The organism is Flavobacterium sp. CHNK8 (assembly GCF_019774515.1).
Taxonomy (GTDB): Bacteria; Bacteroidota; Bacteroidia; order Flavobacteriales; family Flavobacteriaceae; genus Flavobacterium; species Flavobacterium tiangeerense.
Window position 1 is genome coordinate 421,541 of record NZ_CP081492.1, and the last position, 23,619, is coordinate 445,159.

20 protein-coding genes are annotated in these 23,619 nt (G+C 33.0%); 15 read left to right on the forward strand and 5 right to left on the reverse strand.

Going from position 1 to position 23,619, the window contains the following annotated elements; translation table 11 throughout:
* Window positions 1–52: 52 nt before the first annotated feature.
* From K5V07_RS01715 to K5V07_RS01760, 10 genes are all read left to right on the forward strand, one after another.
* A complete protein-coding gene (locus tag K5V07_RS01715; protein WP_144891287.1) occupies window positions 53–811 on the forward strand; it encodes a cyclase family protein in 759 nt (252 codons plus the stop codon).
* 2 nt (window positions 812–813) lie between these two features.
* Window positions 814–1,179 carry an MmcQ/YjbR family DNA-binding protein gene (locus K5V07_RS01720; RefSeq protein WP_221916093.1) on the forward strand — a complete coding sequence of 122 codons (366 nt, stop codon included), beginning with the start codon at window positions 814–816 and terminating at the stop codon, window positions 1,177–1,179.
* Window positions 1,180–1,295: 116 nt separating this feature from the next.
* Window positions 1,296–1,709, forward strand: coding sequence for a response regulator (locus K5V07_RS01725; RefSeq protein WP_086452834.1), 414 nt, complete (start codon window positions 1,296–1,298; stop codon window positions 1,707–1,709).
* Window positions 1,710–1,714: 5 nt separating this feature from the next.
* Window positions 1,715–2,257 (forward strand): heme NO-binding domain-containing protein, encoded by a 543-nt coding sequence (locus tag K5V07_RS01730; protein WP_086452835.1) that lies wholly within the window; start codon window positions 1,715–1,717, stop codon window positions 2,255–2,257.
* A gap of 4 nt (window positions 2,258–2,261) precedes the next feature.
* Complete coding sequence (locus K5V07_RS01735; RefSeq protein ID WP_221916094.1) at window positions 2,262–5,246, forward strand: PAS domain S-box protein; 2,985 nt, start codon at window positions 2,262–2,264, stop codon at window positions 5,244–5,246.
* On the forward strand, window positions 5,243–6,379 hold the full coding sequence (locus K5V07_RS01740; protein WP_221916095.1) for an FIST signal transduction protein: 1,137 nt from the start codon (window positions 5,243–5,245) through the stop codon (window positions 6,377–6,379). The genes K5V07_RS01735 and K5V07_RS01740 overlap by 4 nt, the downstream gene beginning before the upstream one ends.
* The gene (locus K5V07_RS01745; protein WP_221916096.1) at window positions 6,379–7,416 is read left to right on the forward strand and encodes an ATP-binding protein; all 1,038 of its coding nucleotides are present in this window, start codon (window positions 6,379–6,381) and stop codon (window positions 7,414–7,416) included. The genes K5V07_RS01740 and K5V07_RS01745 overlap by 1 nt, the downstream gene beginning before the upstream one ends.
* Window positions 7,403–7,720, forward strand: a complete 318-nt coding sequence (locus K5V07_RS01750) for a histidine kinase (RefSeq protein WP_086452839.1) — start codon at window positions 7,403–7,405, stop codon at window positions 7,718–7,720. The genes K5V07_RS01745 and K5V07_RS01750 overlap by 14 nt, the downstream gene beginning before the upstream one ends.
* A gap of 12 nt (window positions 7,721–7,732) precedes the next feature.
* Window positions 7,733–8,440, forward strand: coding sequence for a LytTR family DNA-binding domain-containing protein (locus K5V07_RS01755; protein ID WP_086452840.1), 708 nt, complete (start codon window positions 7,733–7,735; stop codon window positions 8,438–8,440).
* Window positions 8,441–8,545: 105 nt separating this feature from the next.
* On the forward strand, window positions 8,546–8,893 hold the full coding sequence (locus K5V07_RS01760) for a hypothetical protein (protein WP_221916097.1): 348 nt from the start codon (window positions 8,546–8,548) through the stop codon (window positions 8,891–8,893).
* Between the two features lie 470 nt (window positions 8,894–9,363).
* Here the strand turns inward: K5V07_RS01760 and K5V07_RS01765 are convergent, their stop codons facing one another.
* Window positions 9,364–11,424: a tetratricopeptide repeat protein gene (locus K5V07_RS01765; RefSeq protein ID WP_221916098.1), complete on the reverse strand. Its 2,061-nt coding sequence runs from the start codon at window positions 11,422–11,424 to the stop codon at window positions 9,364–9,366.
* 153 nt (window positions 11,425–11,577) lie between these two features.
* Here K5V07_RS01765 and K5V07_RS01770 point away from each other — a divergent pair, with 153 nt between their 5' ends.
* Genes K5V07_RS01770 through K5V07_RS01780 form a run of 3 tightly spaced genes read left to right on the forward strand, consistent with a single transcriptional unit; the run spans window position 11,578 to window position 14,369 of the window.
* Window positions 11,578–11,868 carry an STAS domain-containing protein gene (locus K5V07_RS01770; protein WP_221916099.1) on the forward strand — a complete coding sequence of 97 codons (291 nt, stop codon included), beginning with the start codon at window positions 11,578–11,580 and terminating at the stop codon, window positions 11,866–11,868.
* Between the two features lie 24 nt (window positions 11,869–11,892).
* Window positions 11,893–13,152 (forward strand): sugar isomerase, encoded by a 1,260-nt coding sequence (locus K5V07_RS01775; protein ID WP_221916100.1) that lies wholly within the window; start codon window positions 11,893–11,895, stop codon window positions 13,150–13,152.
* Between the two features lie 38 nt (window positions 13,153–13,190).
* Window positions 13,191–14,369 (forward strand): glycosyltransferase, encoded by a 1,179-nt coding sequence (locus K5V07_RS01780; RefSeq protein WP_144891313.1) that lies wholly within the window; start codon window positions 13,191–13,193, stop codon window positions 14,367–14,369.
* Here the strand turns inward: K5V07_RS01780 and K5V07_RS01785 are convergent.
* From K5V07_RS01785 to K5V07_RS01795, 3 genes are read right to left on the reverse strand one after another with little or no spacing between them, the layout of a single operon-like run.
* The gene (locus K5V07_RS01785; protein WP_221916101.1) at window positions 14,366–15,919 is read right to left on the reverse strand and encodes a cellulase family glycosylhydrolase; all 1,554 of its coding nucleotides are present in this window, start codon (window positions 15,917–15,919) and stop codon (window positions 14,366–14,368) included. The two genes, K5V07_RS01780 and K5V07_RS01785, sit on opposite strands and share 4 nt — an antisense overlap.
* The gene (locus K5V07_RS01790; RefSeq protein ID WP_221916102.1) at window positions 15,903–17,132 is read right to left on the reverse strand and encodes a hypothetical protein; all 1,230 of its coding nucleotides are present in this window, start codon (window positions 17,130–17,132) and stop codon (window positions 15,903–15,905) included. The genes K5V07_RS01785 and K5V07_RS01790 overlap by 17 nt, the downstream gene beginning before the upstream one ends.
* Complete coding sequence (locus K5V07_RS01795; RefSeq protein WP_221916103.1) at window positions 17,132–20,224, reverse strand: hypothetical protein; 3,093 nt, start codon at window positions 20,222–20,224, stop codon at window positions 17,132–17,134. The genes K5V07_RS01790 and K5V07_RS01795 overlap by 1 nt, the downstream gene beginning before the upstream one ends.
* Window positions 20,225–20,368: 144 nt before the next feature.
* Between K5V07_RS01795 and K5V07_RS01800 the strand changes: the two genes are divergently transcribed.
* Window positions 20,369–21,541, forward strand: a complete 1,173-nt coding sequence (locus K5V07_RS01800) for a glycosyltransferase (RefSeq protein ID WP_221916104.1) — start codon at window positions 20,369–20,371, stop codon at window positions 21,539–21,541.
* A 120-nt stretch (window positions 21,542–21,661) separates the two neighbouring features.
* A complete protein-coding gene (locus K5V07_RS01805) occupies window positions 21,662–22,375 on the forward strand; it encodes a PH domain-containing protein (protein WP_221916105.1) in 714 nt (237 codons plus the stop codon).
* 89 nt (window positions 22,376–22,464) lie between these two features.
* Here K5V07_RS01805 and K5V07_RS01810 read toward each other — a convergent pair whose 3' ends face one another.
* Complete coding sequence (locus tag K5V07_RS01810; RefSeq protein WP_221916106.1) at window positions 22,465–23,565, reverse strand: DUF4407 domain-containing protein; 1,101 nt, start codon at window positions 23,563–23,565, stop codon at window positions 22,465–22,467.
* Between the last annotated feature and the right edge of the window lie 54 nt (window positions 23,566–23,619).

The window sequence follows — 23,619 nt, forward strand, 5'->3', positions numbered from 1 at the left end:
TAAGCTTTTGTGTGATTGGTGCGTTCTTTGTGAACTTAGTGTTTAAAGAAATATGATAGCAACCATCAACAAAGAATTTAATATCGACCTATCAAAACCCATTGATATTTCTATTCCGTTAACCAATACCGATGAAAATCCTATTGCTTGGTATATCGATAAACCAGTCATAGAACCCGTTATTTTTGGGGATTGGATCGGGAAAGTTTCGGAAGGGAAATCGTCAACCAATTTCAATAATATTTTCTTCAATCCGCACGGACACGGTACGCATACGGAGTGCTTGGGTCATATCACACGGGAATTTTACAGCATCAATCAATGTTTGAAACAGTTTTTTTTTATGGCCGAATTAATTTCGGTACAACCTGAATTACAAGGCGAAGACTTGGTGATTACTAAAAGCCAAATTGAAAATGCTTTAATAGGAAAAAATCCTGAAGCAATTGTTATTAGAACATTACCCAATTTAGAGGATAAAAAGCATTTGAAATATTCGAATACCAATCCGCCATATCTAATAGAAGATGCCGCGCGCTTCATTCGCGAAAGCAGAATTCAGCACTTATTGATTGATTTGCCTAGTGTGGATAAAGAAAAAGATGAAGGAAAATTGTTGTCACACAAAGCCTTTTGGAATGTAACCGATGTCAATAATCTGAATGCTGATGCACGACTGCATTGTACCATTACCGAAATGATTTATGTGGCTGATGAAGTTAAAGATGGTAGTTATTTGCTGAATTTACAAATCGCTTCTTTTGAGAATGATGCCAGTCCGAGTAAACCTGTTTTATACCTTTTTCAATAGCCATGAATTTAGAAACCTACTACGAATATTGCCTTTCGAAAAAAGGTGTGACAGAACATTTTCCTTTTGATGAAGACACTTTGGTTTTTAAAGTAGGAGGTAAAATGTTTGCGTTATCATCTTTAATCCAGTGGGAGAAAGGTCAACCATCTGTTAACTTAAAATGTGATCCAGAGCGCGCTCTTGAATTGCGTGCAGAATATGATGACATTCAACCTGGTTTTCATATGAACAAAATCCATTGGAACACAATAGCTATTAATCAATCGGTTTCAGATGATTTGATTAAAGAATTGATTCAACATTCTTATGAATTAATTTGTATTAGTTTGCCTAAAAAAGTTCGACTAGAACTTAATTTACCATGACCACTTATCGACACTTAATGGGTTTTCGTCTATATTAAATTCAGTATTATCGATAGAGCCTAATTGCTAGGTATAACTTTAGTACTTTTAGTTTTTTAAAATAACAACTAAATACCATGACAAAGGCACTAAATATTTTGCTAATAGAAGACGATGAAATTGAAGTAATGAAGTTCAATAGAGTTTTGAGCAATTTAAAAACAACCCATAAAATTGTTGAAGCAAATAATGGTGAAGAAGCTATTGCAATTCTAAAGGAAAAAGAAATGATTCCTGATATAATTGTTTTAGATCTAAATATGCCTAAGATTAATGGAATAGAGTTTTTAGGAATATTAAAGTCAGATGAATATTTAAAATACATTCCAGCCATTATATTGACCACATCAAGTAATAGGTCTGATTTATTAGAGTGTTATAAAATAGGTATCGCAGGTTATTTACTAAAGCCCTTAAAATACGATGAGTATGTGGATAGGGTTACTAAGCTTGTTGAATATTGGAGCACAAATGAGTTAATCACAAATTAGGGATTATGTACGGTATTGTTAATAAATCAATAGAGGATCTAGTAGTTGCTAATTTTGGCAGAGAAAAATGGGAGCTTGTACATGAAAAAAGCGGTATAGATGTAGATTTTTTTCTTAGCAATGAAGTCTATGATGATGCTATAACCTATCAAATTGCTACCACACTTTCAGAAGAAATGAACATGACTTTAAGTCAAGTGTTAATTGCTTTTGGCGAATGGTGGGTTGTGCATACCACATCTGAGAAATATCCCGGTTTAATGGAGTCTGGAGGGAAAAGTTTAAGCGATTTTTTAATCAATTTACCTAATTTTCACAATAGAGTTATGCTTGTTTACCCTAAGCTCACACCTCCTGAGTTCAAGGTAAGCGATATTACCGCTGATGGTCTTCATTTGCACTATCACTCAAAAAGAGTAGGACTTCAAGATTTTGTAAAGGGCATTATACAAGGTTTAAGTATTGTATACAAGACACCAGTTACCATAACTTTACTACAATCAAGAAACGAAGGCAGTACGCACGAGATATTCAAAATAAACTGGTAAAATAATGAAGGATCTAGCACTTTGTTTTAATGAAAACAGTTTGAATAGATTGTTTCCATTTTACATACTGGTTTCACCAAATTTTGAAATTATAAATTTTGGTTCTAGCTTAGGTAAAGTGTGCCAAGATTTAAATAACACTAAATTATTTTCGGATTTATTTAAAATTACTAGACCATATTTAGAAACTTTTTCGTTCCAGGAAATAGTGTCACATTGTAACAGTCATCTTGTTTTACAACATAGTTCATCTGGTCTAAATTTAAGAGGACAGTTTGAATTAATGGGAGATAATGTTTTATTTGTAGGTTCCCCTTGGTTTACATCAATGGTTGAATTGATGAATAAAGGCTTAACTTTTGAAGATTTTGCTCCTAATGATCCTTCAATTGATTTACTTCATGTGCTTAATAATGCCGATAACACTTCTAAGGAATTAAAGGAATTATTGACAACCATTAATGAACAAAAAAACAAGTTAAAACAAGCCAATAAAGAAATTCAAGATATTGCACTTTTTCCTACTCAAAATCCAGATCCTTTAATCCGAATTGACACGCAGGGAAATCTTTTGAAACGTAATCCAGCAGCAGAAAAATTAACAACATTTGTTCATGACGAAATAGAATATGCAACCGAGGCATTTTTTAAACACATTGCTTCTAAAATTGATTTTGATACAGATCGATGGATTTTTGAAGCGCAAACTAATAGTAGAGATTATTCCTTTGTGTGCAAGACACTCAAGGATTTGGGTTATGTAAACATTTACGGCCGTGATGTAACTGAACAGAAAAAAAGTCAGGAAGAGATAAATAGATTGTCTCTTGTAGCTAGTACTAACATTAATGCGGTAATTTTTACAGCACTTGATGGAACTATCAATTGGGCCAATGAAGGATTTGTGAAACTTACAGGTTTCTCCTTGAAGGAAGCAATAGGTCGTACCACTGAGGATTTGTTTCAAGGAGCACTAGTGGATCAATCCACCTTTGAGGTTATAAAAATCGCTAAAGCAAAAGGGGAGCATTTTAGTCAGGAATTAATACATTATAAAAAAGATAGTACGTGGTTTTGGGCAAAAGCTGAAGGACAACCTTTATTTGACAGTGAAGGAAATGTAAAAGAATATTTTGCGTTAATAGAGGATATTACAGCAAAAAAGGAAGATGAAGAAGAGCTAAAAAGATTGTCACTCGTGGCAAGTTTAAATAATAATGGTATTGTGTTTACCAAGCCTAATGGTAAAATATTTTGGTGTAATGATGCTTATACCACCTATACGGGTTATTCTAAAGATGAAATTATAGGGAAAACTCCAGTGCAAATAGGTCGAACCTCGGATATTGATGATGAGCAGTTGGATATTATGGTTAGTTCTTTTTATAATGGATTTCCATTTGATGTTGAACTGAAGCACGGAAGAAAAGATGGTAGTTCTTTTTGGGTCAAGGCCAAAGGGCAGCCCATACTTGATGGAAATGGTGAGGTTACCCAATTTTTTGCCATGATTGAGGATATTTCTCTTAAAAAAAGGTACGATGAAAGTTTACAAATAGAAAAAGAAAAGTACAGAGGAATAATTGCAAATATGAATCTAGGATTGCTTGAAGTTGATCTAGATAATAACATTACCATGGCCAATCACGGTTTTACAACTATGAGTGGTTACACACAGCAAGAGCTCATAGGGAATAATGCTATAGAAATCTTTGTTAATGAAAGTGGTAAGAATGTATTGAAGACAAAAGATAAATTAAGATCTGATGGATTAACAGATTCCTATGAGTTGCAAGTCTATGATAAAAATAAAAAAGAAAGAATATGGCTTATTAGTGGTGCTCCAAATTATGATTTACAAGGCAATTTAATAGGCTCAATAGGCATTCATCTTGATATTACTGATCAAAAAAATCAAGAGCAGCAATTGTATTTGTTATCGTTGATTGCTGAGAAAAATTTAAATTCGGTTATAATTGCAGATCGAATGGGTCGAATTGAATGGGCCAATGCTAGTTTTTTGAGAATGTCAGGATATTCCAAAGAAGAAATTATAGGCCGTGTTCCTGGAGAATTGTTACAAGGTCCAGAATCTAATCCTGAAGTGATTCTTTATTTGAGAAATCAAATTAAAAAAGGCCTCCCTTTTAATTGTGAGATCATTAATTATTCAAAAAACAAAGAGAAATACTGGGTACGTATTCAAGGACAGGCGCTTTATGACAAAGCCGGCAAAATATTAAAATATTTTGCCATTGAGGAAGATGTTACCGCTCAAAAAGAGCTGGAATCCCAAAAAGAGAATTTGTTATCAGATTTAGCAAAAACCAATAAAGAACTTGAGGACTATGCGCAAATAGTATCACACGATTTAAAATCTCCTTTACGTAGTATTAATTCATTGATTACATGGATTAAAGAGGAGAATGTAGATAACTTTGACGCGCCAACTCAAAAATATTTTTCATTAATTGAGCATAAAGTCGAAAAAATGGATCATCTTATTGAAGGGATTCTAACGTATTCAAAAATTGATAAAGAATCAGTAAAATCAGAGAAAATAAATATCCATGAAATTGTTCAAGGTATTATAGATATTATTCATTTGCCAGATCACATTAGCGTATCTATTTTAGGTACATTGCCTAGCATTAATGCAGATAAATTTAGGATACAGCAATTGTTTCAAAACCTCATTGGTAATGCTGTAAATTATATTGATAAAACTCAAGGATTAGTTGAAATTAGCGCTGTTGAAGATGGTGATAGTTATATTTTTTCTATAAAAGATAATGGTGTAGGAATGCCAAAAGCAATCCATTCAAAAATATTTGAAACCTTTAAATCTTTTACAACTAGTAAACATTCAACAGGTTTAGGTCTATCAATAGTGAAAAAAATTATTACTTTTTATCGAGGAGAAATTTGGTTAGATAGCAAAGAGGGTGTGGGTACCACATTTTTTGTGAAATTAAAAAAAGAATCATGAAAATTATTCAAGCAAGTAAATTAGCCCATCAGGGTTGGAAATACATACAAGAAAAATCAGAATTGTCAAATCCATTAGTTATTGTTTTTGGGAATCGTCTATTATTACAAAATAGTCAAGTGTTAAAGGATATTCGTAATGAGTTTCCGTATGAGGATCTTGTTTTTGGGTCAACGTCTGGTGAAATTTCAGGTTCTAATGTAAATGACGATTCCATTTCGGTGGTAGCGATCGAGTTTGAAAAATCAAGTTTTATAGTTAAAAGAGATAATATTTTAGACCATAATAAAGATGCTAAACATCTTGGTGAGCACTTGTATGAGCAAATGCCGAAGGAAAATCTTAAACATTTATTTGTACTCTCAGAGGGGAGTTTTGTAAATGGAAGTTCTTTAATTTCAGGTCTTGAGACCAATATGGAGGACTCTGGATTATCCATAACAGGCGGTATGTGTGGTGATGATGCACGTTTTGAAAAAACACTAGCCTCATACAAGGAAGATCCAAAAGAGGGAGAAGTAGTTCTAATTGGTTTTTATGGATCAACATTTGAAGTTTCGTATGCTAGTTTTGGTGGTTGGATTCCCTTTGGTCCAGAGCGCGTTATCACAAAGTCAGTAGCAAATGTATTGTATGAAATTGATGGTCAACCAGCTTTAGACTTATATAAAAAATATCTAGGAGATAAATCTAGTGAACTTCCACAAGCCTCTTTATTATATCCTTTAAATGTAACACCAGATGGTAAGAAAGAACCAGTTGTACGTACTATTTTAAATATTGATAATGATACACAGTCTATGATCCTTGCAGGTGATGTACCTGTAAATTCAAGAGTTCAACTCATGATGGCATCAGTTGATGGGATTGCACAAGGAGCCAATACTGCTGCAAATTACGGTATGAAAAATAGAACTAAAGCCCCTGAATTAGCTCTTTTGGTAAGCTGTATTGGGAGGAAATTGGTAATGAGTCAGCGTGTTGAAGAAGAAATAGAACATGTAAGAGAGGTTATTGGTCAACAAGTTCCTATTGCAGGATTTTATTCTTATGGTGAAATGGCTCCTTTTAATGGGGAGACTGCTTGTGAATTACACAATCAAACGATGACATTAACCTTAATAAGCGAATAATGCATTCATTACTAAAACGTCAGATAGATAAAAAACTTGCGGGAGGTCTTAATGACTTGGATATTTTTTTGGATGCAGTTAATGAATCGTACCAAAATTATGAAAGCCAAATAGAGATGCTGCAAAGGGCTATGAAAATTAGCTCCGATGAATTATTTGAGGCGAATCAAAAATTGCGGGATGAAGCTAAAAGCCTAAAAGAATTAAATAAAAACTTACAGTCTATTCTTGATTCTATGAGTGTTGGGCAAGATTTTATGACAAATACAGAGGTTTTTGATTCTTCGGAATATATTAAACAACAATCTATTGAAATTGTAAAAATTAATAAACAAAGAGAAGAATTGTTGTTTAATCTTGAAAAACAAAATAAAGCATTGAATGAATATGCCCACATGGTTTCACATGATTTAAAGGCACCTTTGCGTAGTATTGATACTTTGATCAACTGGTTTATTCAGGATAATGAGTCTCTATTGAATGAAGCCAATCTAAAATCTTTGAATAGGATTTTGTTAAATGTAGAGAAAATGGACTCTCTTATTAAGGGGATTTTAAACTATTCCTCTATTGAAAATCATACGCATGAAGAACGTATTATTGATGTTAATCTTGTTGTGCAAGATTTCTTGAAAACTATTGAAATTCCAAATAATGCAAACATTAGCATAACTAATGATCTTCCTGTTTTAATGGGAAATGATTTTAGATTGAAACAACTCTTTCAAAATCTAATACAAAATGCACTTAAATACAATGATAAAGAACACATAGAAATTGAGATATCCAGTACCGAAAATGAGCAAGAATATTTATTTCAAATAAAAGACAATGGTATAGGTATTCCTCATGCATACCAGCACAAAATATTTGATATTTTTTCTAAATTACAAAATGACGATAACTCCTCAGGCATAGGACTTTCTATCGTTAAAAGAATAATAGAATTTTATAAAGGAAGAATTTGGCTTGAAAGCCAAGAAAAAGTAGGGACTACTTTTTTCTTCACAATACCAAAGGATCATGGAAACACCTAATTTAAACTATGTAAATGAATTGTCTGGTGACAATGAGCAATTTAAGGCAAAAATTTTATCCATCCTAAAAAAAGAGTTGCCAGTAGAGGTTGAAAATTATGAAAAATACATGCAAGAATTAGATTTTTTTAATGCTGCACAATCTGTTCATAAACTGAAACATAAAATTTCTATACTAGGTCTCGAAAAAAGTTATTATATTGCTGTTGATTATGAGCATAATTTAAATAATGACTCCGTAGCCTTAAAAAATGATTTTGAAACAATTTTAAAAGCTATGCAGGAGTTTGTTATAAAACTCTAAATAAATAGCTATATGAATTGCATTATTGTTGATGATGAAGAAATGGCAAGAGCCATAATAGCTCAATTTGTAACTAAATCAACAGATATTGAATGTATTGGAGAGTTTTGTAGCGCCATAGACGCAATAAAATTTTTGAATCAAAATCATGTTGATCTTATTTTCTTAGACATTCACATGCCAAATTTCACTGGTTTTGATTTTATTCAAACCATAAAAAATCCTCCGCATATTATCTTAGTAACATCTGACAGAGATTTTGCTATTGAAGCCTTTGAATATGAATGTATTGTAGATTATCTTGTAAAACCTATTACCGAGTCACGTTTTTTAAAAGCCGTTCACAAAGTCTTAGCAATAAAAACTGACGAGCCACAAGTAAATACAACGATACAAGCTGAAGAAAAGCCTGATCATTTTTATGTAAACATAGATCGAAGATTGATTAAAATAGACAATAACTCAGTGAATGTTATTGAAGCAAAAGGAGATTATATTCATATAAAAACAGATAATAAAAATTACATTGTACACTCTGCAATGAAAAAAATAGAGGATATACTTCCAAAAGATATATTTTTAAAAATTCACCGTTCCTTTATAATCAATGTTACAAAAATTATCGATATTGAGGATAATAGTGTTCTCATTGCAAAGGATGTTATCCCAATAAGTAGGTCAAACAAAACAGAACTTTTAAAACGAATTAATGTTTTGTAATATAAAATATTTACTACAATTTTTTTAAAAAAGTGTATTTCATCGATTATTTTTGCATTTAGTCTATAATATTGTTACTTTAGATCTGTATTTAAAATGACAATTATGAAAGTAAATCTACCCAATGCAGTAACTTTAGCTCTTGATTCTTCAAACAATGAGTTATCCGGTTATTTTTTAGTATCCACAAAATGGACTGTAATGAATGATGTTAATATTACTTTCGTAAGGAAAAATGCGTTAGGTTACTGTTACAATTTAGATTGGGCAGGTCCATTAACTAAGCATGAAGTTATAAAGTTAAGTATTAACAACCCCTCTATTTCTATTGTAAGTATTGCCACAATACGACCTTTTTTACAAATACTGGATGATGTGGTATACCTTCCTAACACTGCCGAAGCGCGCAAAGCAATTAATATTGATAATGACGATTTACAATTAGCAAACTAAAATAAAACTTCGACCAGAAATTATTCTTATAAAATTCCATTTACCTACAGTCTTAAACCGTTTACCGAAGGTTATCAATCGTTTATCGAAAACATCTCTTTCTATCTTTAGTTTGAATGTATCTTTGTTAAGCAATCAGGAAGCAAACCCTTTTTGACCCCAAATCAAATTTTTTAAATGCTGTTTTATTGGATTGTGAAAATAGTCCTTGCTAGAATAAATAGTTTTTTAAAAGCAAGTTTAATTTTTTAGTTTCATTGTTGAGTTAGTAAAAAAAGACTGCTGCCACGAGCAGTCTTTTTTGTTTATACTATAAACTCACTTTGATACTCAAGTAAGATTTTTATTATTTCAAGTTGTATTTTACATCAAATTCAAATCAATTTTAACATTTATAATGAGGTTAAGCAAAACAAAGAAAGACTGCCCACAAGCAGTCTTTCTTTGTTAATAAGATGTATCAAGTGGTATTACTTGAGGGTAAATAATGGTTCCTTACTTAAATTCCATTTTATTCGTAAGCCAAATTCATTAAAAGTAAATCCAGAGGCAGTAGTAGAGGCAATATTACTTCGGGTTACATAAATATTACTCAACAGCCTATCCGAAAATTTGTATCCTAGTTTTGCTTGAATACGGTATGTCCACTGTTTTGAATTGTTTTCAATAAACTGGTATCCTGTAGCCAAGTTAGCATTGTAAAACCATGATTTAGACTCAATAATTTTTTCATCTTTTAATACCTCCAAAAATAGTTCTACGGCGTTGAATTTCTTTGGACTAAAATAATCAGTAGGAACACGATCTTTAAAAGCTATATATTGATAGTTTAATCCACCTTTTAGAACAGGTTTAGAGAGGAAATTATAGTAAAAAGAGGTAAATAATAAATTTCGATTGTTGTTGTCTGTTTGCGATGTGAAAAAATATTGAGTAAACCAACCAAAATTAAAGTTGGTACTCAAATTATAATTTAAATAATAGTTGTTGGTAGCGATTTGCTTGTCAATAAGATCAGTATTAAAGTTTTGCATTTCACGCTTGTAACCCGCTTCAAGATCTTGAAGTTTCATAGGCTTCATCTTGAAATAAGTATGCAATAAAAGTTGGTTGTAATTGGAAGTCAATGAACTGGCAGTATTTATTCCAGTCTCAAAGGAGAAACTTATTTTAGGATGAAATTGATAACTTGCTCCAATCAAGTAATCATTACTTTCTGCATTTTTTAATGTAACTGTATTTTCAGTTTTGCGGTATTGATAGGTTGCATTTACGGTCCATCTTGTAGATAAGGGCAATGTTATGGCAGTTCTTGACGCAAGTGCTGTGTTGTTTCCGTTATCAAATGAGTAGCTTAATTTTTCTTCGATAAAAGGAGTAAAATCCTCTTTCATTTTTTTTATAAATTGAAGTGCATCTCCTTGATTATTAAAAATAGATAAAGTAGTCATAGCTGCCTGATACGCCATACTCGTTTCGCCAGAAGCTTTGTAAGCATTGGCGATACCTAAGTTACCATCAAATGATTTTGTGTCGTTTTCTAAAATGTTTTTATAATAAGTGATGCTATCTGGGAAATTACTTTTGTAAATATCCAGCGTTGCGGCAAGTGACAAAACCCAGTTTTCATTAGGGTATTTTATTTGCAACGCTTCAATATAAACTTTAGCTTCTTTGTATTTTTTGTTCCAAATCAAGGCTTGAGTATAGCGCTCTTGAGTTTGTTTTTTTAAACTTTCATCAGTTATATTTTGCGATAAGGATAATGATTCAGTAGCTAGTTTTAAGGCCTCTTTTTCTTTATTGTCAATGTGTGCTAGAAGTGAAAGTCCATTTAATGCTAGTACGGGATGGTCTTTTGATAGTAATTGGTACACCGCATTACCTTTGGCAATATCTTTTGTGATGAGGTACATATTTGCCTTATTCATCAAGGTCTCTTTATCTAATGGAAAGTCAACTAGGATTTCATCATAAAACGCCTCGGCTTCTGAGTATTTTTTTTCATTCACATATTGGTAACCATATCCTAATTTAATATATTTCCTTGAAACCAAAGCACCTGGGTTTGCAGCTGACAATTCTAGGGCTTTGTTTACGTTTGCTAATGCAGTAGGATATTCTTTCAAATTGGATAAAGTATTGGCAAAACCAAGATGCGCTACAAAATTGGTTGGATTTTTTTGAACAAGCTCGCTGTAGAATACTTTAGCTTCGTCAAACTTTTTGTTCCAAAGTAAAGATTCGGCATAATTTAATTCGATTTCTAAATCTCCAGGATATTCACTCTTTAATTGAATGAAATTTTCAAGTGCTGCTGGAGCTTGATTGTTTAAACCAATGGCCCTTGCATAGCATAGTCGGGCTGTTTTATTTTTTGGATAAAATTTAAGGATATCTTTAAAAAAAAGTTCTGCTTTTGCAAACTCTCCTTTTTCTAGATGGCTAAATCCCACATTCATGTCTTGTGCTTGCAGTGTAAAACTAAATATACTTATAAATACAAGCGCAATTTTTTGTAGTAAATTCATATTGGTTAGGTGTAAGATTCGTTATTGCAAGTTAAGTATTAAATCGTAATATTTCGTCTACACTTTCAGGTTATTCATCTAAGTATTAATGCTTGTTTTTAATAATGTACGATATTTGGTAACGAAACTAATTTTAACTTCAATATAAATAAGATGGCAGTACACATTACATACAATTCTGGAGTTTATGAAATTAAAGGATTGTTGAGTTCAGAAAACAGTATATATTTAGAGAATCATTTAAATAGTTTGCTCTCTACTTCAAATGGTATTGTAGTTTCATTTGAAAAAGTAGAAGCTATGGATGCATATACAACCAGAAATATTCTAGCTATATATGACAAAGCTCAAAAGGATGATAAATCATTTTTTATCATAGGTAGAAAAAATAAATGTATTTCGGCTTGTTTTGATGCACTTGGTTCAACTGATGTGTTACTTTAATATTGAATTAAAAATGTGTCTCAAATGAAATTACTTGCAAATATTACCTCAAAAATACCCAGAAAACTAGGTCCTGAGCAGCTTTTTATGTTGACCATATTATTGGTAAACGGAGGTAATTATTTGTACAATCTTATTTTGGGGAGGCTTTTAGGTCCCGAGGCATTTTCTGATGCGGCTATATTAATTACACTCTTACTGATACTTTCTTTTGTTGGGATGACTTTTCAAATAGTAGCTGCAAAATATGCTGTTCTTTTTCAGGAGAATCAGTTGTTGTTATTTCTTAAATTTATTTTGAAATATGCTGTCATACTTGGAATTATTCTAGGTTTAGGCATTGTGGTTTTTCACAAGGAACTTCAAATACTTTTTCATACCCAAACCGCCTCTATGTTTTATATTTTTGGTTTTGGTGTTCCCTTGTATTTTGTCATGAGTGTAAATAGGGGTTTGTATCAAGGTCAAAACAACCTTTCTCGATTAGCTACTACTTACCAAACCGAAATGGGGAGCAGGTTGTTATTTACAATTCCGTTCTTATTTCTTTTGCCTTCAATTCCTAGTTCTGTTGTAGTTGCTATAGGTATTTTACTGTCTTTTGTAGCTGGATTAGTTCCATTTCAAAAAACAATGTTTAGTAAAGTAGAGGCTAACAGCAACGCTGCTATCAATCACAAATCTATTGTGGTGTTTTTTGCGTTGACAGCGTTTTATGAGTGTACACAAATCATCATTAATAATAGTGATATTATACTTGTCAAGCATTTTTTTAGCAACAAAGATGCAGGTTTGTATGCATCACTTGCCTTAATAGGGCGCGTGGTATATTTTGTAGCTTGGATGTTTGTTATGCTTTTGCTACCTAAAGTGATTCAAATGAAAAAAGACAATAAGGATACGCTTCCTATTTTGCTTAAATATGTGAGTTATATTGTAGTTTTATCTTCGTTTATTGTTTTGTTTACTGCTATATTTCCAAATTTCGTAGTGCAAATCATGTTTGGTAAAGCTTATGTTTCTATCTCTTACTTACTTTGGAAGTATGCGCTTGCAACCTCACTTTTTGCTGTTGCAAATATTTTTGCCTATTACTATTTGTCTTTAAATCAATATATTCCTGTAGTAGTCTCGGCTGTTTTGGGATGTACACAAATTGTTTTAATTATTTTTTACCATAACTCTCTGGAACAAGTGGTTCACATGCAAATTATTGCCATGGTAACCTTGCTTTTTTTCCAATTGTTATATTTCTTTTACAAAAATCGTATTTCATTACAGTAAATAACCAATGCCTAAGTATTAAACCAAATTTAAAGCACATGAAAGTAGCCGTAATCACAGCTTTTCCGCCAAGTAAAGTAACTCTTAACGAATATGGGTATCATTTAGTTAAAAATTTTGCACAAAAAAATGAAATCTCAGAGGTGATTTTACTGTGTGATAAAACTCAAGATGCTAAGCAACTGGACTTTGAAAACAGTGATAAAGTAAAGGTGAGGGAATGCTGGTCATTTAATAGTTACACCAATATTATCTCAATAATGGATGCCATACGTGCTGAAAAACCGGATGCTGTTTTGATTAATCTGCAATTCATGAAATTTGGCGATAAAAAGGTTCCTGCAGCTTTAGGACTTATGATTCCTTCGGTTTTACGATTGAATTCTATCCCAACAGTTTCCTTGCTACACAACATCCTAGAGCAAGTTGACCTGGAGAGTGCTGGTTTTACAGATAATAAACTAGCGCAACGTTTCTATAATTTTGTAGGCACTTCATTGACCAAATTCATATTAAAGTCTGATGTCGTGGCAGTAACTATCAACAAATATGTAGAGGTACTGGTAAAGAAATACAAAGTAAATAATGTTATTGTAGTACCACATGGAACTTTTGATACCATTGACGAACCCTCGTTTGACTTAGTTCCTGGACCAAAACAAATTATGGCTTTTGGGAAATTTGGAACCTATAAAAAAGTCGAAATTTTGATAGAATCAGCTATAATCATTAGAAAACGTAGTTCAGAAGCCATAGAAGTAGTTGTCGCAGGTACTGATAGTCCTAATACGCCTGGCTATTTAGCGAGTGTTCAAGAAAAATACAAAGATATTCCTGGTATTCGATTTACAGGATATGTTGAGGAGAAAGATGTACCCGTAATTTTTGGAGACAGTACAGTTGTTGCTTTTCCGTACACTTCTACCACAGGGAGTTCTGGGGTGTTACATCAAGCAGGGAGTTATGGCAAAGCCGTAGTCATGCCAGATCTGGGAGATTTAGCCTTACTAGTAGAAGAAGAGGGGTATAAAGGCGAGTTTTTTAATCCTGAAAGTGCTGAATCACTTGCAACTGCAATAGAGAAAATAATTAATGATGATGCAAATCGAAAATCAATTGCTATGCAGAACTTTAAAGCAGCAAGCGCTTTATCTATGGCAACAATTACAGACATGTATTTGAAAACATTCCAAAAAATTATAAAATCTAAATTTTAATTCGAAATGTATTTGTACGCGGGTTTGTTTTTGCCTTTAACATCAATAAACCCAAATTGTTTTTGCCTGTTTTTTTGCCAAGGCCATTTTCCAGCAACTTGATCCGGTACTTTTGGAAAATCATACAATGTCCAGGACATAAATGAATAATTGTTTTTCTTGAAATACGCTTGCATTTTTTGGTGGTATTGGGCTTGATTTTCTAAACTACTTTCCCATAAATTCCAAATCCCGCCGTAAGAAGGAACTCCAAATTCTTGAATTACAACCGGTTTCTTAACTGTTTTGATTAAAGTATTGGTTTCATACTCAAGGTGCTTTATATCATTGTAAAAGTGATACGAAACAAAATCTACTTTATCAGCCAGTTGTGAAGCCGCCACAGAGTTTGACCAGCCAATTGTAATTAAGTGGTTTGGGTCATTTTCTCTAATTACCGTTACCATGTGGTCAAGCCATTGCAAAACATTTTCTTTACCTCTGTTTTCAAAATCTAAATTAGGCTCGTTTTTTAAATCCCAAGCTATGATTGCTTTATGATCTTTAAATGTAGATACTATTTGCTCTGCATGTCTGTGTGTTAGAGTCCAACTGTCTAGTGAGTAATCGCTGTAAAAATCAAATAAGGTTACCATAACTCCTAGATTTTTGGCTGCAGCCAAATCTAAAAGGGTTTTAAGCTTAGCCATTTTTTCGGGATTTATATTGGCTTTCCCAAAATCATCGTATTGAATAAAAACCCGTATAGAGTTTAAATTTGATTTTTTGATGATGTCAAAATCCTTTGCAATAGTATCCTTGTGAAATTGTTCCCCAAAGGTATCCCAAGCTGAATTTTTTGGGTAGTAATTAATACCTTTGATAACAAATTGTTTTTTGTTTTTAAGAATTTTATCCTCTTGAATACTGTATTCGGGCTCTGGTTGTATAGAGTCTTTAGCAAATGGAGAGGGTTCCATTTTTTGAAAATGACGCACACGCCAGTACCCATCCTCAAGCAGCATCATTACTTTGTATGTTGCGGTGTCTTGTACCGTGGTTAGCAACTTTTTATTGAGATAGATTTTTTGAAACTCAATTACGTTTTTATCTGTAAAAACAACTAGCTGCCCGTCTTCGCTGTAAAATTCTAATTCAGGAAAATGTTTTAGTGTGGTGTTTTCTATTGTAATTTCTTGGACTTTATTGTGTTGAATGACTTTGTATAGATTATCACGAGTGTTCATGGTATAATAATCGTCAATCCCTTTTGGAGTATTATTTTGCAAAGCTTTGTTTTTTATGTGCCAAGAAAAAAGGTAGTCCCGTTCAATTTTTCCTAGTGTGTTTTTCTCCATTTCACGCGCTGGATTTTCAAGTTCGGTCCAGGTTACTTTGGGTAAGTAGACATCCTCACTTTTTGTTTCAAGGTGTAACATGGCACTTCTGTCAGCACCAGTATTCAAGTAATCCAGAATTTTTGCCATACCAAATAGCGTAAAAATACTAATCACGATAAAGGATAGTATAAAGGCCGCTTTGTAAATATTTCGGTTATTGATAATTTTCATACGGTATGGTTTCGGTTTTCTTGGTGATGCCTAGAGTGGTAATTTCAAATTGATAAGCGGATTGTTTGTAAAAAGGAGGTAATAGTATAAATGTAGCTAATCCTTTGGCACTTTCAACAATTTTTGTTTCTATTAATTTATTTTTATGAAATATTTTTAGCTCTACTTTTATTCCATCAGGAACTATTTGATTCATGAAACTGGTTAATGGTCCTACCACAATTTTCCGATTTTTTTCAAGAAACTGATAAGGAAAATCTCTTATCAGTGCTTGATACGCAATTTGAATGGGTTTGCTTTCGGCCATGCCTGTCACATAGGCTTTTACTGTATAAATTTCTTGATGATCAGGATGCAATAACTGTGCAATAGCCACACCATTTATAGTGGCTGCAAATGTTTTTAGGAAATTATTATTTTTTGTAGTGACTTGAAATGTAACTAGGGTTCCGTCTCCTACTAAATTGCCAAATTGATCTTTAATAATCGAAGTTTTTAGTTTGGTAATTTGGTTTCCATCTGCAAATTGATGGTTCCTAGCATAATCAATAGTAAAGTTTGTGGCTATTGATGGCGTGATATCAGTTTCAAATTCCTTTGATAATGCCGTATTGCATTGTGTTGAAATGAGCATCTTTCCTGATATTGTTCTGGAGTAAATGTTTTTCCATGCTATAAAATCAGCCGTTTTCTTAGTGGTAACAGTAATGTCATCTAGGAATTGATCTTTTATAAACACAGTGGTGTTGTCTGTTTTTGGGTTGTCATAACTGTCCGTGGGGATTGCAACCATCATCGTGTAATGGTCTTGTCCTGTGAGAATGGTAGTTGGACCCAAATAATTTTCAATCAAAGTAGGCGTGACATCATTAGGAACAATTTCAAATTGTCCAGCCGCAATATTCTTTCTATCTTGGATAAGATACCAAGAAACGGTTCCTGTTTTTTTGGCATATAATTCGGGAATACTAAACCGCAATTTATTCTTGTCAACTTTTCCCTTAACGATTGTTTTTCCGTAAGAATGAATCAAAAATAAATCAGCGTTTTTAACCGCTTTTAGTGAAGAAAACTGAAGTAGTATTGGGGTTCCCGCAGTAAATTTTTTTTGGGATGTATCCAATGTAATTGTAGCTGCAGTGCTAGTTGTTTTTACAACTGCAAAAACAACTAGGCAACAGATACAAAGGAGTATGACTGCTATTTTTTTCATTATTTAGGATTACCAATATAGTTATTCAATTCAATTTTTACATAACCAAAACCTTTTCCATTTACTTTTTGTAAAAGTTCCTTTTCCATTACCTTGTTTCTATTGGGAACAATAGTTTGTGCCAGATCTTTATTGGGTAAACCATTTACAAAGCAATTTTCTAATGATGATAAAATAATTTTACAGTTCGTCAAGTCAAGGAGTTTATAATCAAAATATTGCTTGCGTTGCACCCGAACACCTTCCCGAACAAAATAATGATCAACATATAAAAGTTCTTTTTCTTTAGTGTAATAAGATACAATCAATTCTGGAACGGTTACTTCTTGAATCCCATAATTAAAAAGCGTTCCCTTTAGATGGTTATTTTCTACTACAAGGTCTGACAGGGCTACTTGTATATAAAAATCTGTTATGGCAACATTTCCTGCTGATTGAATATCAAAATTTGAAGGCGTTTCGGCAATATTTTTAGGGGTATATTCATTAGGGTTAAAAGTTGTAGGCTTGTTAGCCTCTTTTTTCAACCAAGACACCTCTTCAAAATTTACCTTAAAACTAGTCGTTTCTTTGGGTAAAATTTTATGTTTGATAACGTCTTTAGCATTGAATGTGGCTAATTCTTTATCGTACTTATTGTACAAAGTAGATTTGACAATAACATCAGCTGGACTATTGTCTATGTTTTGTAATTCTCCTATAATTACGTATTCTTTGTTGTACTTGATTAATTTTGCCGAAAGTATTTCAAGCTCAGGTTGCTTTAATACATCTTCATGAAAGGTTTGTTGGGTTGTAATTTTTCGTCGTCCTTGTTTGTAATACTCCGTTAAATTGCTAGATAAAAATTGATCTGGCGGTATGTCTAATGGTGTTTTTTGAGGAAGAATAAACCATTTTCCGTTGCGTTTGATAGTTTCGTGATAGTAATCTTTATTAATGATTTCTAAAGGTGTAATCCATTTTGTTTTGGCAACAAGCGTAGTTCTTTGATCGGTTTTCTTTACAATTTGAATTTCTATGGCATCAAGTTTAGCGTATGAATTTAAAATTCCGTCAGCTACTGATGTTTCCAGCATAAATTGTGATATAGAAAGTTTGCTCCTAGGGTCAATAAAAGAGTGGGCTTTTTCATAAAACTTAAAATCGAGCGCATCATAGTAGCTTTTTACCACATTTTCAGGGCTTATTTGGGTAGCATTGGCAACATAGGTTTTATATCCTCCAAAGGCCATAATGATAAACAATATAAGGACCCAAAGATGTAATACACTAATGAGTTTTAGAGGAAACCGAGTGTAAGAAACTTTAAACTTAAAAAAATCGGGTTTTGGTTCTTCCTTTAACTTCAACGCTTTGAAAAAAATACTTTGTACATTTACCATAAAGGCAATAATAATGGTAAGTATTGGTATAATACCCCACATTAGTTTAAGATAAACTGGAACTTCATCTTTAGGAAGTACTTTTGGTAACGGAGCAATATTAAGTCTTTCCCAAACCATAATGCCATTTTCTAACTGAGAAAGGCGGTGCCACCCACAAAAATATAGTATGGGATCATAAAATTTATCATTCGAAAACACATATTTTAAATTGTATTTTTCGGGTACGGTTAAAAATTGTTGTAAAGAACCAATTCCTTCCATACCTCGAAATTTAGAATTTTCAAGACGTTCTATCGCTCGTGAGGTAAGCTCGGGTAATCTTCTGGCTGAATGGTAATTTCCATCAACCGTTTTGGCATTGGTTTGTGAGGATAAAGTTGCCATTTGGTCCCCAAATCCCAGCGGCAAATAACGCCATTGATCATGCTGATCTTGATTTAAAAAGTTGACTAGCGGTAGTGTATTTATTTTTTGGGGTTGAAAAGGTCTAAAATAACCAAGAGTAATTGTAAAACTGGCAAAAAACAAAAAAGAACCCGCAAAGGCTGCGCCAAGAATTCGATGGTAAATATTCCCAAATTTATTTTGAATAGCCGTTTTTAAATCGCCTTCAATTAAGCGGTATACAAACTCTCCAGACATGGGTAAACTCATAATAGAAGCCCAAAGTGTAAAACGGTCAAGCGTAAGAATGTTAAACGCATTTTCTCCTAAAACCTTAAGCGGTATGGGTGTTGTACCTCCAGTTCCTAGTATGGTGAGCAAAGTGATTGACAATCCAAAACAAATGTATCTTTTGCTGAAATAACGGTAAAATACATAGGGTAAAATAAAAAATAAGATTCCCCAGGGTATGACAAAAAACATTAACCCAGATGAGGTTACTTCTAGAAAATTATCACGGCTGCCATGAGGTATGGGTACTTGCGTGATAGGATTAGCTTTGGAGTTGACCCAATACGGAAAAATACAAAATACAATAAGCACTAGTGAACCAGCTCCAAAAATGATAATCCTTTTTAAGAGTTTGAACAAGGTCTGTACAAATAATTTGAATCGTATTTCCTTATAGGAGTTTACCTTTTCCCGAGATACATCCATAACAACAGTACCTATCAAAGGGAAAATAAAGAAAACCATCCCGAAAATAGGGGTTACATGATGGGAGCATATGGTAACTGCAAGCAATGAAAATGCACTAAGAAGGTTCTTGATTTTTCCAGTTTTTATCCAAAGATAAATTTCTGGCATACAGTGCATTAATATTGAAACACCTACTATGCTGGGCAATTGCCCAAAAATATGCAAGGTCTCAACAAATGATGACGAGAATACGGCTACTAAAGCAGCATAACCAGCTACAGTTCTATCGGCAGTAATCAATAGGGTATAGCGGTAAACTCCTGTTATAAACAAAAGAATACCAATAATAGCCACAGTAAATAAACCAAACTTTAAACCACCTAATAGCGATAACAGCCCTATAGCTTGATGCACAAGCGGTGGATACCCCATAACGGTAAAACCGGTGTACCAACTGTAATTCCAGGGTTCAAACCAACTTGTAGCATAATGATTGGCAAAAAACATATGAATTAAAGCATCATACGTACTTTCTAGCGTGAAAAATATAGCGCTACCATGAAAAACCACTCCTATAAGAAGGGCTACAATTAAATATTTATTTGATTTTTCAGTAGACATCCAGTTTGTATTGATGTTTTTGTAAATGTATTAATAAAACTGTTAATTTAACGCTAGATGGCAGTCATTAGCAAAGATTTTATTGTATAATTCAAATCAAATTTGATATATTTACGATAACCAATCTATCTTAAACTCATACCTATGAAAATATTAATTATTGACGATCAGGAGTTAGTGATACTCTCTTTAGAAAAAAGCCTTGTTGATTTAGGTTACGAAGTATTTTCAGCCAATACCATTTCTGATGGAATTAAAAGCTATGATTTACACTTGCCCAATCTTGTTATAGCTGATATTAACATGCCTTATTCTAATGAAAAGGAAATCACTAAGGAAGAACTTAATATGTACAATGGTCTTGAAATTGCAAAACACATAAAAGTAGTTAGAGGGCATAATACTCCCGTTATGATTTTATCGGGTAATACAGAGGAGGATATTATTGTAAAAGGATTTGATTTAGGAGTTGATGATTACATGAAAAAACCACTCAGTCTAAGTGAGATAGGAGCGCGTGTAAAAAGGTTGATAGGTGTGGGCGGTAAGCCGGCTAAAATAACGCAAAAAAATCAAATCATTCAAAACAACTGTATTGGGGTTGTAATTCCATGTTATAATGAGGAACTTCGTTTGTTAGGGGACGACTTCAAAGCTTTTATTAATTCAAATTTAGGATACCATTTGTGTTTTGTAAATGATGGTAGTAAAGATAAAACCCTTGAAGTTCTTGAAAAATTAAGAGAAGGAAATGAAGATCACATTAGTATTTATGATTGTGAAAAAAATGGAGGCAAAGCCGAAGCAGTACGATTAGGGATGCTTCACCTAGCTAAACAAGATCAATTTGATTACATCGGTTTTTTAGATGCTGATTTATCTACAGATTTTGAAGATTTTCATGATTTGGTGACTACCATTTCAACGTCAAGTTTTAAATTTGTCGGGGGCTCTAGGATGGCTCGTATGGGTGCAGATATCACTAAGGAATCCGCTCGTGCTATCATTAGTAAAATCATTAATTTTATCATTCGAAGAACAATTGGAATGGAATTCAATGACACGCAATGTGGTGCTAAAATTATGAGCAAAGATGTGATTGAAAAAACCTTTCAAACCAAGTTTTTGACCAAGTGGTTGTTTGATGTAGAAATTTTAATGCGAATGAAACAAGTGTACGGGGATGAAGAAACTAAAAAGCTAGTATGTGAACAGCCCTTAAAAAGATGGATTCATGCTGATGGATCTAAACTTTCTTTTAAAGATTCCTTGAAAATTGTGTTCCAAATAGGCCAAATTGCCATTCACTATAGATAATTAACTAAAATTAAATTTTAAAATAAGGAAACAAAAATACACACCTTGAGTGCAGAAAAATAAAATTGGTATTACTTTTGACAGCGTATTAATACAAAGTCTAAAACCACTGTAAACACAATGATAGATCAAATTAAAAAATTTTTAAACGAAGACCAAGACCCAAAAGCAATAGAAAAAATTGCTGCTAAACTGAGTGATTTATTAATGAAAAACGAGGAAGTAGGTTATATAGCGGTTCAAAAAAAACCAGCTATTACAGTCTTACCAGACAGTATTGTCCTTACTAACAAGCGAATCATTATTTGTCAGCCTAAAAACCTTGGGCTATCTATGAATTTCATTGATTATACTTGGGATGAAATAGAGGGAACTTTTGTTAAGGAAAACATTTTAGGGTCAGAGTTTTCATTTACAACGCGCACTAATATGGAAGTGTCAATTGATTATATTCCAAAAATACAAGCCCGTAAAATTTTTACGTATGCCAAGGAGCAACTTGATATTTTAAAAACAGGCGCGGTAAGTGCTATAACTGTTGAGGAGGCACAATCAGCTGCAGTTGTTCCTGATGCTGAAATTATTGAGGAGATGGAAACTGAAGAAGTGACTAGTTTTGCCGAAATAATGCCAGTTGCTGTACTGCCAGCTTATAATTATGAAAATGAACAAGCGCAAGCAGTCCCAGAATCAAGTAAGGAAGCAGGACTTGCCAGTTTATCTCAAGACGAATTGTTTGAAAAACTACATAATTATAAAAAACTACTCGATAACGGCTTGATTTTACAAGGCGAATATGATGCTTTTAAGAAAGAAATCTTGAGTCACATGTAATAGTGTTGGAGTCTTAAAGTCAAAAGTCCTAAAGTCAAAAGATAATTTACTTTTGACTTTAGGACTTTTTTTATGTCTAATGGTTTTTTTTAAAGTGTTCTTTTCTGTTTTTCTACAAAATTATTAGATTGCAATTCTAGTAAATCAGTGGCGTTTTTGCGCTGTAAATCATACAGTTTTTTATCCTCGGCAATGTCATTGTAAACTTTGTCATGCATCGAAGCGTTGGTTTTTACCAGTAAAGAACGTTGGTATTTGTCTTGTTCAATGGTTGCTTTCAATGCGGTTTCGAGATCTTCTAATTTAAAATCGTATTCGCCTTTTGGAGCTAAAAGTTTTGCAATAATTGGCGAGGTTTCAATGGCTAAAAATAGCAACATGATAAAAAACGATGGCAACCAAGGCAGTTTGTTCAAAGCATTGATTCTGGCCATTAAACCATCAAATCCATCGATAATGGGTTGGGTTTCGGTAACCTTTTTGTCTAAATCAGCTTGTAAAGTTTTTGTGTTCTTTTCCATCTCAGCAATTTTGGCCAAGTTGTTTTTTTGCAGGGTATCTAATTCTTGTTTGGCCAAATCATGCTTGGCAATTTTTTCTTTAAAAACAGGACCTTTGCCTAACTTTTTGGTTCCTGCTGTTCCTTCGGCCTCTTTGATATAGGTTTCGTATAAAGTATTAACCTCTTTCTCTTTGGTAGTTATTTCTAATTTTAACTTGTCTATTTCGGCTTTGTTTTTGTCTAAATCGCTTTTGAAATACGTAGCTACTTCTTTTTTATTGGCTAGAGCCATCGCATTTTTCTCTTTCAATAAAACGGTGTTGATTTCTTTTTCGAAAATTTTAATTTCTAATGGTTTTGAAATAACAATTGCTATGATTACCGCCAAAATAATTCGGGGAGTAGCTTGTAAAAATTCAGCGCCAAACTGGTCTCTTTTTCGAATAGTAGAAACAATAAAACGATCCAAATTAAAAATAAGAAAAGCCCATACAACACCAAAAGCGACGGCGGGATATACGCTGTCAAATACGGTGAATAGGGCATAGGCACTGGCTAAAAAAGCCATAACAGCTGTAAAGAATACGGTGGCGCCTATCCCTACATATTTTGTTTGTTCTCCTTCTGAACACGTTTCTAGAAGGTCTTTGTCTGCGCCTGAGCATAGAATGAAAAATTGTTTTAACATGATTGTAGATTGTTTTGATTGATTTGTGTTTTTGTCACAAGGACGTTTTGATTA